Origin of the sequence: Pseudomonas sp. MWU318 (genome assembly GCF_016756945.1) — a bacterium.
Classification (GTDB): domain Bacteria; phylum Pseudomonadota; class Gammaproteobacteria; order Pseudomonadales; family Pseudomonadaceae; genus Aquipseudomonas; species Aquipseudomonas putida_A.
This window is the reverse complement of the sequence record NZ_JAESJL010000005.1, coordinates 96,403-108,892: the sequence shown is the minus strand read 5'-3', so window position 1 is coordinate 108,892 and position 12,490 is coordinate 96,403. Positions and strand designations below refer to the sequence as shown.

Annotated in this window: 8 protein-coding genes; 5 read left to right on the top strand and 3 right to left on the bottom strand. The window is 62.1% G+C overall.

Annotated elements, in window-relative coordinates; translation table 11 throughout:
• Positions 1-33 precede the first annotated feature (33 nt).
• Together JN524_RS13830 and rlmKL are read right to left on the bottom strand one after the other, a co-directional pair.
• Positions 34-2,421 carry a sensor domain-containing diguanylate cyclase gene (locus tag JN524_RS13830; protein WP_202369671.1) on the bottom strand — a complete coding sequence of 796 codons (2,388 nt, stop codon included), beginning with the start codon at positions 2,419-2,421 and terminating at the stop codon, positions 34-36.
• Between the two features lie 150 nt (positions 2,422-2,571).
• Complete coding sequence (gene rlmKL, locus JN524_RS13825) at positions 2,572-4,842, bottom strand: bifunctional 23S rRNA (guanine(2069)-N(7))-methyltransferase RlmK/23S rRNA (guanine(2445)-N(2))-methyltransferase RlmL (protein WP_095138649.1); 2,271 nt, start codon at positions 4,840-4,842, stop codon at positions 2,572-2,574.
• 532 nt (positions 4,843-5,374) lie between these two features.
• Between rlmKL and rmf the strand changes: the two genes are divergently transcribed.
• Positions 5,375-5,590 carry a ribosome modulation factor gene (gene rmf / locus JN524_RS13820; RefSeq protein WP_003223300.1) on the top strand — a complete coding sequence of 72 codons (216 nt, stop codon included), beginning with the start codon at positions 5,375-5,377 and terminating at the stop codon, positions 5,588-5,590.
• A 286-nt stretch (positions 5,591-5,876) separates the two neighbouring features.
• Here the strand turns inward: rmf and JN524_RS13815 are convergent, their stop codons facing one another.
• On the bottom strand, positions 5,877-6,896 hold the full coding sequence (locus JN524_RS13815; protein WP_134785856.1) for a quinone-dependent dihydroorotate dehydrogenase: 1,020 nt from the start codon (positions 6,894-6,896) through the stop codon (positions 5,877-5,879).
• 223 nt (positions 6,897-7,119) lie between these two features.
• On the opposite strand from JN524_RS13815, the gene JN524_RS13810 reads away from it, so the two are divergent.
• From JN524_RS13810 to JN524_RS13795, 4 genes are all read left to right on the top strand, one after another.
• Positions 7,120-8,331: a CmpA/NrtA family ABC transporter substrate-binding protein gene (locus tag JN524_RS13810; protein WP_202369670.1), complete on the top strand. Its 1,212-nt coding sequence runs from the start codon at positions 7,120-7,122 to the stop codon at positions 8,329-8,331.
• A gap of 15 nt (positions 8,332-8,346) precedes the next feature.
• Entirely contained in the window at positions 8,347-8,922 is a 576-nt protein-coding gene (locus tag JN524_RS13805) for an ANTAR domain-containing response regulator (RefSeq protein ID WP_202369669.1), read from the top strand.
• Positions 8,923-9,481: 559 nt separating this feature from the next.
• Positions 9,482-10,693, top strand: a complete 1,212-nt coding sequence (locus JN524_RS13800; protein ID WP_202369668.1) for a nitrate/nitrite transporter — start codon at positions 9,482-9,484, stop codon at positions 10,691-10,693.
• A gap of 7 nt (positions 10,694-10,700) precedes the next feature.
• Entirely contained in the window at positions 10,701-12,374 is a 1,674-nt protein-coding gene (locus tag JN524_RS13795) for a bifunctional protein-serine/threonine kinase/phosphatase (RefSeq protein WP_202369667.1), read from the top strand.
• Positions 12,375-12,490 lie beyond the last annotated feature (116 nt).

The window sequence follows — 12,490 nt, the reverse complement described above, 5'->3', positions numbered from 1 at the left end:
ATCTTTTGATCCTCTGCGGGATTGGCGTCAGGCCTAACTCATCTGCTCCACCCGATCACGCCCGCCCTGCTTCGCCGCATACACCCCCGAATCCGCCCGCAGCAGCAGGGCATCCGCGCCTTCCCCCGGACGCCAGCTGGCGATGCCGAAACTGGCCGTCACCACCCCGACCACATCCACCGGTGCACTGCGCAGGCCTTGCCACAACTCCACCGCCAGCATGTACGCATGCTCGCCGTCGATGTCCGGGCACAGCACCATGAATTCCTCGCCGCCGAGACGACAGAACACATCGGTACGCCGTAAACGATGGCCGATGCGCTCGCACACCGCCTGCAGCACCCGGTCGCCCACGGCATGGCCGTACTGGTCGTTGATGCGTTTGAAGTGGTCGATGTCGAGCATGATTACCGACAGCTCACCGCCGCCGCGCTCGACCCGGGCCATTTCGGTGGTCAGGCGTTCCTGGAAGTAGCGGCGGTTGTGGATACCGGTCAGCGAGTCGGTGACCGACAGCGCCCGCAATTCCTCTTCCACCCGTTTCAAGTCGGAAATGTCCGAGATGTAGCCGTGCCACAGCACGCCGCCGCCCGGCAGCTCTTCCGGCGTTGCCTCGCCGCGCACCCAGCGCAGGCCGCGCTCGGGCAACTGCACACGGTATTCCTCGCGCCATGGGCTGAGGCTGTCCGCCGAAGCACGGATCGAGCTGCGCACTCGCGAGACGTCTTGTGGATGGATGCGGGTGAAAATCGCCTCGGCATTGAGCAGCAGCACGTCCGGCTCCAGCTCGTAGATCTCGCGGATGCCGTCGCTGGCATAGATCACGCTGAAGCGCCCGTCGAATTCCATCTTGAACTGGTAGATGCCGCCGGGCACGTGGGCGCTGAGCTTTTTCAGCAATACATCCCGCGCCGCCAGCGCCTCGTGCACGCGCTTGCGCTCGGTGATGTCGATGCAAATCGCCAGATGCCCGACCCACAAACCCTGCTCATCGAGCACCGGGGTGGCGAGCATGTTCACCGGCAGATGACTGCCGTCGCTGCGCACCAGCGTCCACTCGCGCGCCTCATGACCGCCGACCTCGCCGCCCTCGACCAACATCGCGTGGCAGGTCGGAATGCTCTTGCCGTAACGCGCACTCAACTCCGCCGAACGCGCGGCCAGTTCTCGCGGCAGATGCAGGTTTTCCAGCGTCATGTGCCCGACCACATCGGCGCTGCTGTAGCCAAGCATCTGTTCCGCACCAGGGTTGAAGGTGTTGATCACCCCGCGCAGGTCGGTGGCGATGATTGCCACCTGGGTCGCGGCATTCAGCACGCCACGCAACTGACCGTGGGTGCCGCGCAATTCCTGCTCGCGGGCGTGCAGTTCCTGGGTGCGCAGTTCGACCATGCGCAAGGCGCGCTGGCGTTGACTGACCAGCACGTAAAGCAGTGCGCTGAGCAACAGACTCAGCAGCGCCCCCAGCACCACCAGGCTGCTGATTGACGAATGGTTGGCCTGCAGAAACGCTTCGCTGGGCTGCATGTCCACTTGATAGTCATGGTCGGCCATGCGCAACAGACGTGTGGCGGACAGATCACTGGCCCCGGCCTGGTTGGCGGACTCGTAGAGCACTTCATGCTGTTCATCGGTGGACAGGTCGAGAATGCGGACATTGAGGAAATCCTGGTGCTCCTCCGGCAGTCCGTCGGCCAGCAACTGCTGCATGCTGATCACCGCCATCACATAGCCTTGCGGCGGCCCTTTCGGCGCCCCTTCACGAGTGACCGGCGCCAGCAGCAAGACGCCCCGGGCATACGCCGGATCAATCCCCACCAGATGCAATGGCTGCGACACCACCATGTGCCCGGTGCGGTCGGCGCGTTCCAGCGTCACCCGGCGCAGCGGTTGCGCCAGCAAGTCGTAACCCAGCGGCGTGGGCAAGCGACTGAGGCTCTGGGTGTAGATCACCGGTACGTATTCGGGGCGATCAGCGGCGGTCTGCAACTGATCGTCAGCGTTCAGTTCACGAAAAGTGAACGTACTGAAGCCTTCGTTACGCACGGCTTGTTCGACCGCCGGGCGTTCGGCACGGCTGACCCGCGGCGCATAGGAATAGGCCTGGGTGCGTAATAGAAGCGGTTTGGCATAGCCGTCGAATTCGTTGCGTGAGACCGAATCGGAGTTGGCGAAGAAACGGCGCAGGCCGTCGAGACGCTGTTCCTGATCCTGGAAACGTTCTTCGATGCGGCTGTAACGCTCATTGGCCAGCAGCTGGAAGCGTTGGCGCAGTTGATGGTGAAACTGATTGAGGGTGGCCCAGGCGAGCAGCCCCGTGAGAATCCCGCCGGCGAGCAATACCAGCAGCGCGACCAGCCAGGCCGAGACGTCTTCGCTGATAAAACCCAGAATCTTTGGGCGCACGGGGTGCAACGACATAGGGGCAACTCACGACGCCATTGTTTCGGGGGGGGAAAACCCCATTGGCCATGAGTTGAGTTATAGCTATTAGCCATTAATTTGGCTAGCGCTGATCGGATCCAAGAGCCTTTAAAAATCAAGGCTCTGTGGATCCAACCCGCCCAAGCGTCAACGAGCCGTGATTTTCCAGGCGCGGTGGATCTTGGTGTTACGCGCAAAATCCGGATCGATGGTCTGCGCGCTGATTTCCTCGACCGCGTAACGCTCGGCCAGGTTCTCCTCCAGCTGGAACTTGCGGAAGTTGTTGGAGAAATACAGCACGCCCCCCGGAGCCAGACGTGCCATGGCCAGGTCGATCAACTGCACCTGATCACGCTGCACGTCGAAGATGCCTTCCATGCGCTTGGAGTTGGAGAAGGTCGGCGGGTCGATGAAGATCAGGTCGTACTCGTCGCGGCTGCTTTCCAGCCACGCCATCACGTCGCCCTGCTCCAGACGGTTCTTGTCGGAGAAACCGTTCAGCGACAGGTTGCGCCGCGCCCAGTCGAGATAAGTCTTCGACAGGTCGACGCTGGTGGTGCTGCGCGCACCGCCCTTGGCCGCATGCACACTGGCGGTCGCGGTGTAGCAGAACAGATTGAGGAAGCGCTTGCCGGCCGCCTCTTTCTGAATGCGCATGCGCATTGGCCGGTGATCGAGGAACAGCCCGGTGTCGAGATAGTCAGTGAGGTTCACCAGCAGCTTGACGCCGCCTTCGCTGACCTCATTGAACTTGCCCTGCGCCGCCTGACGCTCGTATTGCTTGGTGCCGCTCTGACGCTCGCGGCGTTTGACCACCACGCGGCTCTTGTCGACGTTCAGCGCCTGCGGGATCGCCGCCAGGGCATCGAACATGCGCGCCGAGGCCTTTTCCGGATCGATCGACTTCGGCGCGGCGTATTCCTGCACGTGCACCCAGTCGTGGTACAGGTCGATGGCCATGGCGTATTCCGGCATGTCGGCATCGTAGACGCGGTAGCAGTCGATGCCTTCGCGTTTGACCCACTTGCTCATCGCCTTGAGGTTTTTCTGCAGGCGGTTGGCAAACATCTGCCCGCCTTCGCTCAGGCGCGGCTGCTCGACCACTGGCGCCGGGGCTGGCGTCGGTTTGATCGGGTTGCCGTTCTTGTTGAACTTGCGCTCTTGCGGCTCGTTCGGGGTCTGATCGTAGGCTGCTTGCTCGCGCTCGGCCTGACGCTGTTCCGGGGTCCGTCGTTCGCCCGTGACGAACTGGTCCGGCAGCACCTTGATCAGCAACAGTTTGCACGGCAGCGCGCCGTTCCAGAACGAATACTGTTTGTGGCTGCGAATGCCCATGCGCTTGCCCAGATCCGGGGCGCCGGTGAATACCGCCGCTTCCCAGTTCAGGCAGGCCTGACGCAGGCGCTCGCCAAGGTTCTGATAGAGGTAAAGCAGGCTGGCTTCGTCGCCCAGACGCTCGCCGTACGGCGGGTTGCAGATCACCAGACCTTTCTGGTTCTGGTCCGGACGCGGCTCGAAGGTCGCGACTTCGCCCTGATAGATCTTGATCCACTCGCTCAGACCGGCACGCTCGACGTTATTGCGGCCCGGTTGAATCAGGCGCGGGTCGGCTTCGTATCCGCGAATCCACAGCGGCGGCTTGGCCAGACCGGCGGCGGCACGCTCAACAGCTTCTTCATGGAGTTTTTTCCACAGCGCCGGAACGTGGCCGAGCCATGCGGTGAAGCCCCACTGCTCACGGCGCAGGTTCGGCGCCATGTCGGCGGCGATCATCCCCGCTTCGACGAGGAACGTACCGACACCGCACATCGGGTCAGCCAGCGCGCCGCCTTCGGCCGCAATGCGCGGCCAGCCGGAACGGATCAGAATCGCTGCCGCGAGGTTTTCCTTCAGCGGTGCCGCGCCCTGCTGCAGGCGGTAGCCGCGCTGGTGCAGGCTGTGGCCGGAAAGGTCGAGGGACAGGATCGCTTCGCCGCGATCCAGGCGCAGATGAATGCGCAGGTCCGGGTTGAGCTTGTCGATGCTTGGGCGGTCGCCCTGCGGGGTGCGCAGTTTGTCGACGATGGCGTCTTTGACTTTCAGCGCGCCGAAGTGGGTGTTGTCGATGCCCGAGCCGTGGCCGCTGAATTCGACGGCCAAGGTGCCGTCGGCGAGCATGTGATCCTGCCACTCGACATCAAGCACGCCGTGGTACAGGTCTTCGGCGTCTTTCATCGGGAAACGCTTGAGCACCAGCAACACCCGGTTGGCCAGACGCGACCACAGGCACAGGCGATAAGCGGTTTCCATGGTCGCCATGCCACGCACGGCGGAGGTGTGCTCGCGGGCTTCTTCAAGGCCAAGCCCGACGGCTTCCTCGATGAGCAGGCCTTCAAGGCCTTTGGGGCAAGTGAGGAAGAGTTCGAAACGGTCGGACATGGTATTTCCAGAGCCTTTGGCTAGTGAACCGGCAACGCATTGCCGATCCGGTTTTCAATCAGGCGCTTTTCTAAAAGAGCGCCCGCGTGGCACGAAGGTGTGCCGTTCCATCCCCGCTGCTCGGGTTAAAAGAGCTTAGATGCAAGGACAGTTATTAAAGTTGATGAAACAAAATGACTCAAAGCAACCCTTCGTCGAATATTACCCCAGCGTAAACGTGGGTCATTCTCACTAAAGGATTAACCCCATCATCCAGTGCGGGGCCGATCATACCGGGGTTTGCTGAAAAAACGTTCATGAAACCGGTCGTTACTTATGGCTGTAGCACTATTTTCGTTACGTCCTTATGACAAAACGATCATTCCCTCGGTGTGACTCATTGGTTAGAACTGACCACAGGTTGACGTCGCAACGGCGTCAACACCTTGGCTCGCCACGCCGGCAGCGAGCCGCCCAACGGCAGAGTTTTTTCTGCCAGACCTCGGTTGAGGTCAACGCGACGAAAACAGTCAACAAGTGAGGGAAACACCCTATGAGAAGACTTAAGCGTGATCCGTTGGAAAGAGCATTTTTGCGCGGATATCAATATGGCGTTGGTGGCAAATCCCGCGAGCTTTGCCCATTTACTCTACCGTCGGTACGCCAAGCCTGGATCAACGGCTGGCGAGAAGGACGCGGCGACAACTGGGACGGTATGACCGGCACTGCGGGGATCCACAGACTCAACGAACTTCACGCCGTCGGCTGACACAGGGCACTTATTGCAACACGACAATCTGAATTTCTAGCGACTTACCATGCACGTCCTTCCCGGACGGCGGGCTACGGCCCAGGGGCTCCTTCGAGGAGCCCTTTTTTATGCCCGCCCCGGACGATACAGATCCCTGTGGCGAGGGGATTCATCCCCGATGGGCTGCGAAGCGGCCCCGAATCCATCCACCCAAGTGTGCCAGGCGAACGACGGAAGCAAATTTTACGACTGCTGCGCAGCCGATCGGGGATAAATCCCCTCGCCACAGAGCCCTCAGAAAACCTCAGCGCAGCGCGGCGATCGCGTCCACCGATTCACGAATCAGCGCCGGGCCCTTATAGATGAAGCCCGAGTAAATCTGCACCAGGCTCGCACCCGCGGTGATCTTCTCCGCCGCATGCTTGCCTTCGGTGATGCCACCTGCCGCGATGATCGGCAACCGACCACCCAGCTCACCAGCCAATACCTTCACGGTATGCGTGCTCTTCTCACGCACGGGAGCGCCGGACAGACCGCCCGCCTCGTCACCGTGCTCCATGCCTTCGACGCCGACGCGACTCAGGGTGGTGTTGGTGGCGATCACTGCGTCCATTCCGGTTTCGATCAGTGCCTGAGCCACCTGCGCCGTTTCTTCGTCGGTCATGTCCGGAGCGATCTTGATCGCCAGCGGTACGTGCTTGCCGTGGCGCAGGGCCAGTTCGGCGCGGCGCGTGGCCAGATCCGCCAGCAACTGCTTGAGCGAATCACCGAACTGCAGGCTGCGCAGGCCCGGGGTGTTCGGCGAGCTGACGTTGACCGTGACATAGCTGGCGTGGGCATACACCTTGTCCAGGCAAATCAGATAGTCGTCCACCGCGCGCTCGACCGGAGTGTCGAAGTTCTTGCCGATGTTGATCCCCAGCACGCCCTTGTATTTGGCCGCCGCGACCCGCGCCAGCAGGTTATCCACACCGAGGTTGTTGAAGCCCATGCGATTGATGATCGCCTCGGCTTCCGGCAGACGGAAGATCCGTGGTTTCGGGTTGCCCGGCTGCGGACGCGGGGTCACGGTGCCGATTTCGACAAAACCGAAACCCAGTTGCGAGAAACCGTCGATGGCCGCGCCGTTCTTGTCCAGACCGGCCGCCAGCCCCACCGGGTTCGGGAAGTCCAGGCCCATGACCGTCACCGGCACGTTCGCCGGCTTCTTGCACAGCATGCCGTTGAGGCCCAAACGCCCACCCGCGCCGATCAAATCCAGCGACAGATCGTGGGAGGTTTCCGGGGAAAGTTTGAACAACAGCTGACGGGCCAGGGTGTACATGGGCGGCGATGACTCGGGCGGCGAAAAGAGGCGGCGATTATAGCCGGGCAACGTCCCCCGGCGCGAGGCACACAGGTAAATCAGCCTGACTGGCATATGCCTTGCACTTTCAGGGGTATCAGCCCACAGGCCAATGGCGGCGTGCGGGCACGGACAATGGCGCCGTTCGGAGGTTTTGCCTTAGCAAAGCCTGGGACGGCGTTTTTTTTGAGGGTGGCTTTATATGAGTGATTCGTCCGTCGGGCCGCTAGCCTGGGTCAACGGCAGTGATGCCCCGGAAAAGAGTGTGATCAACCTCGGCTTCATGGCCCTGAGCGATTGCGCCTCGGTGGTCGTGGCCGCAACACAGGGCTTTGCCCAGCCCTACGGCCTGACGATCAACCTCAAGCGCCAGGCGTCCTGGGCGACCTTGCGCGACAAACTGGTCAGCGGCGAACTGGATGTGGCCCACAGCCTGTATGGGCTGATTTACGCGGTGCACCTGGGCATCGGTGGCGTGGCGCCGAGCGACATGGCGGTGCTGATGGGGCTGAACCAGAACGGCCAGAGCCTCAACCTGTCCCACGGTTTGCAGCAACTGGGCGTGACCAGTCCTGAAGCGCTGGATTGGCAGGCGCACCAAACCCGCGCAAAACTGACCTTCGCCCAGACCTTTCCCACCGGCACCCATGCCATGTGGCTGTATTACTGGCTGGCGAGTCAGGGCATTCATCCGTTGCAGGACGTCGACAGCGTGGTGGTACCGCCGCCGCAAATGGTCGCTCACCTGCAAGCCGGGCGCATCGATGGCTTCTGCGTCGGTGAGCCGTGGGCGGCCAGCGCCGTGCAACAGGATCTGGGATTCACTCTCGCCACCAGCCAGAGCATCTGGCCCGACCACCCGGAAAAGGTCCTTGGCTGCACCCGCGCGTTCATCGAGCAATACCCCAACACCGCCCGGGCGCTGGTGATGGCGATCCTCGAGGCCAGCCGCTTCATCGAGCAAAACCCGGAAAACCGCCGCAGCACCGCGCAGTTGCTGAGCGCCCCGGAGTATCTCGACGCTCCACTGTCCTGCATCGAGCCGCGTTTTCTCGGTGATTACGCCGATGGCCTCGGCAATCGCTGGCAGGACCCGCACGCCTTGCGCTTTCACGGCAACGGCGAGGTGAATCTGCCGTACCTGTCCGACGGCATGTGGTTCATGACCCAATTCCGCCGTTGGGGCCTGTTGCGCGAGGATCCCGACTACCTCGCGGTGGCCCGCCAGGTCCAACAATTGGACATCTATCGCGAAGCGGCCACCGCCGTCGGTGTCGCCGCGTGGGGCAAGGAAATGCGCAGTAGCCAGTTGCTCGATGGCAAAGTCTGGGACGGCAGCGATCCGGCTGGTTACGCCCGCAGTTTCAAGCTGCACGCCCTGAGCGACGCCGCTCCTCTGCTCGCTCGCCGCTGACAGGAGGCCGCCAACATGCTGCGCATTCTGCTGATCAACGACACCGCGAAGAAAGTCGGGCGCCTGAAGGCCGCGCTGACCGAGGCCGGTTTCGAGGTCATCGATGAGTCCGGTCTGACCATCGACCTGCCGGCCCGCGTCGAAACGGTGCGCCCGGACGTGATTCTGATCGATACCGAGTCACCGAGCCGCGATGTCATGGAGCAAGTGGTGCTGGTCAGCCGCGACCAGCCCCGGCCGATCGTGATGTTCACCGACGAACACGACCCGGGGGTGATGCGCCAGGCGATCAAGTCCGGGGTCAGTGCCTACATCGTCGAGGGCATTCACGCCCAGCGCCTGCAGCCGATTCTCGATGTGGCCATGGCGCGCTTCGAAAGCGATCAGGCCTTGCGCGCGCAACTGCTGGCCCGCGACCAGCAACTGGCGGAGCGCAAACGCATCGAACAGGCCAAAGGGCTGCTGATGAAAATGAAGGACTGCAACGAGGAAGAGGCCTACACCCTGATGCGCCGCCAAGCCATGAGTCGCCAGCAGAAACTGATTCAGGTGGCGGAGCAGATCATTGCCATGAGTGAGTTGCTTGGCTGAAAACCGCTGAGCGCTTGAAAAGCCCCTCACCCTAACCCTCTCCCAGAGGGAGAGGGAACTGATTGGGGGATGGCGCAGTGATATGCCGACCTGAACGATGTTGGGTGAATTCATAATCGACTCGGTCGTTCACGTCGCTGAATTCGTTGGAACAACTCGATCAGTCCCCTCTCCCTATGGGAGAGGGGACTGATTGGGCGATAGCGCAGTGATATGCCGACCTGAACGATGTTGGGTGAATTCATAATCGACTCGGTCGTTCACGTCGCTGAATTCGTTGGAACAACTCGATCAGTCCCCTCTCCCTATGGGAGAGGGTTAGGGTGAGGGGCTTTTGATCTTTCACGTGTTGGCACAAATCTGGCTAAGCATTCAGCACAGGTAACCAACGGCGGTTGCCCACCCACGACAAAGACGTCGCTCACCCGTTCGCCCCACCGGCGTAGCAGGTAGCGGCGTTTTTGCGTTTTGGCCCCACAGCCCGGGGCCGGTGGTGCGGCCGTGGCGGCGCGCCACCTGCTGTGACTCCTTTCGAGACTCTTTTCAGCTGAGGTGCGCGATGAATTCAAGCTTCTGGAAATCCGGCCACATCCCGACCCTGTTCGCAGCGTTCCTGTATTTCGACCTGAGTTTCATGGTCTGGTACCTGCTCGGTCCGCTGGCGGTGCAGATCGCCGCCGACCTGCACTTGACCACGCAACAACGTGGTCTGGTGGTGGCGACACCGATTCTCGCCGGCGCGGTGTTGCGCTTTGTGATGGGCATGCTGGCGGATCGTCTGTCGCCGAAAACCGCTGGTCTGATCGGTCAGGTGATCGTGATCTGCGCGCTGTTTGGCGCCTGGAAACTCGGCATCCACAGTTATGAACAGGCGCTGATTCTGGGACTGTTCCTCGGCATGGCCGGTGCTTCGTTTGCCGTCGCCCTGCCGCTGGCTTCGCAGTGGTATCCACCGCAGCATCAGGGTAAGGCGATGGGCATCGCCGGCGCCGGTAACTCCGGCACCGTGTTCGCCGCGCTGATCGCCCCGGTGCTGGCTGCGGCGTTCGGCTGGAGCAACGTATTCGGTTTCGCCCTGATTCCGTTGATCTTGACGCTGGTGCTGTTCGCCTGGCTGGCAAAAAACGCCCCGCAGCGGCCCAAGGCCAAAGCCATGGCCGACTACTTCAAGGCCCTCGGCGACCGCGACAGTTGGTGGTTCATGTTTTTCTACAGCGTCACCTTCGGCGGCTTTATCGGTCTGGCCAGCGCCCTGCCCGGCTACTTCAACGACCAATACGGCCTGAGCCCGGTGACCGCCGGTTACTACACCGCTGCCTGCGTGTTCGGTGGCAGCCTGATGCGTCCACTGGGCGGCGCGTTGGCGGATCGCTTCGGTGGCATCCGCACCTTGTTGGCGATGTACACCGTAGCGGCAATCTGCATCGCCGCTGTCGGTTTCAACCTGCCCAGTTCCTACGCCGCACTGGCGTTGTTCGTCTGCACCATGCTCGGTCTCGGCGCCGGCAACGGCGCGGTGTTCCAGTTGGTGCCGCAACGTTTTCGCCTGGAGATCGGCGTGATGACCGGGCTGATCGGCATGGCCGGCGGCATTGGCGGTTTTGCCCTGGCGGCCGGCATGGGCGCGATCAAGCAAAGCACCGGCAGCTATCAACTGGCGCTGTGGTTGTTCGCCAGCCTCGGCGTGTTGGCGTGGTTCGGTCTGCACGGGGTCAAGCGTCGCTGGAGAACCACCTGGGGTTCGGCCGCAGTGACCGCTGCGCGAGTCTGAGGCGTCAATGCCCCTGCAACTGAGCTTTGCCCAGGCCAGCGCCACCGGCCCGCGCGCGGAAAATCAGGACGCCCTGCGCCTGGTGACGCCCGCCCCGGCGCTGGCCGCCAGCAAAGGCTATCTGGTCGCCATCGCCGACGGTGTCAGCCAATGCGCCGACGGCGGCCTGGCCGCACGCTCGACCCTGCAAGCATTGGCACTGGACTACTACGCCACACCGCAAACCTGGAGCGTGGCCCAAGCGCTGGATCGCCTGCTGCTCGCGCAAAATCGCTGGTTACAGGCCAATGGCGGCGGGCAACCGTTGCTGACCACGGTCAGCGCGCTGGTCCTGCGCGGTCGGCGTTTCACCCTGGCCCACGTCGGCGATTGCCGGGTCTATCGCTGGCAGGCCGACGCTTTGCAGCGGATTTCGCAGGATCATGTCTGGGAGCAGCCGGGCATGCAGCACGTGCTCAAACGCGCGCTGGGGCTGGATCAGCATCTGGTACTGGATTTTCTCGACGGTGAATTACGCGAGGGCGAATGTTTCGTGCTGCTCAGCGATGGCGTGTGGTCGTCGCTGGGCGATACCGCAATCGCGGCGATTCTGCGCGATCAGCCGGATCTCGATAGCGCCGCATACACGTTGGTCAACGCTGCGCATCTGGCCGGCAGTCAGGACAATGCCAGTGCGCTGCTGGTGCGGGTCGATGCGCTCGGCGAAGCGAGTATCGGCGATGCACTGATCCATTTGCAGCAATGGCCACTGCCGCCGCCGCTGAAGACCGGGCAGATTTTTGAAGGCTGGCAGGTGCAGGGCGTTGTCGCTCAAAGTCAGCAATCGCTGCTTTACCGGGTCATCGATGAGCAAGGTCGGGGCTGGTTGTTGAAAACCCTGCCGGCGCGGCTGGCCGATGATCCCCAGGCCGGGCAAGCCTTGCTGTCGGAAGAATGGTTCCTCAAGCGTGTCGCCGGGCGGCATTTTCCTGAAGTCCACAGCGGCACTCAGCGTCAGCATTTGTACTACGTGATGCGCGAATATTCCGGGATGACGTTGGCGCAGCTGTTTCAAAACCACCCTGCATTGCCGCTGGCGCAGTGGCAGGAGATTGCCGAGCGTTTGCTGCGGGCGGTAGGCCTGCTGCATCGGCGGCAGATTCTGCACCGCGACATCAAGCCGGAAAACCTGCATCTGGGTGACGATGGAGAGTTACGCCTGCTGGATTTCGGTCTGGCGTACTGCTCCGGTCTGTCCGAAGACGCACCGTCAACGCTGCCGGGAACACCCAGCTATATCGCCCCGGAAGCCTTTCGCGGCGAGCCACCGAGTGCGCAACAGGATCTGTACGCGGTGGGCGTGACCCTGTTTTTCCTGCTGACCGGGCACTTTCCCTATGGCGAGATCGAAGCCTTTCAACGGCCACGATTCAGCGTGCCGGGGAGTGCTGGCCGCTACCGCCCGGACGTGCCGGAATGGATTGCGCAAAGTCTGGAGCGCGGCGTGGCGGCGGATCCGCAACAGCGCTTTGAAACGGCTGAGGAATGGTTGCTGGTGCTGGAACAAGGTGAGCGGCGCAGTTTGAGTGTGCGACCCAGGCCTTTGCTGGAACGTGAGCCGTTGAAGGTCTGGCGAACGCTGGCGTTGCTGGCCCTGCTGGGGAATCTGGTGCTGCTGGTGGTGTTGTTTCATCACCCTTGAAAGATCGCAGCCTTCGGCAGCTACTGCAGGTGTACGCAATTCTCTGTAGGAGCTGCCGAAGGCCGCGATCTTTTGATCCGGCGCTCCAAAAAAGCGCAACACGCCTCCAGAAAGTG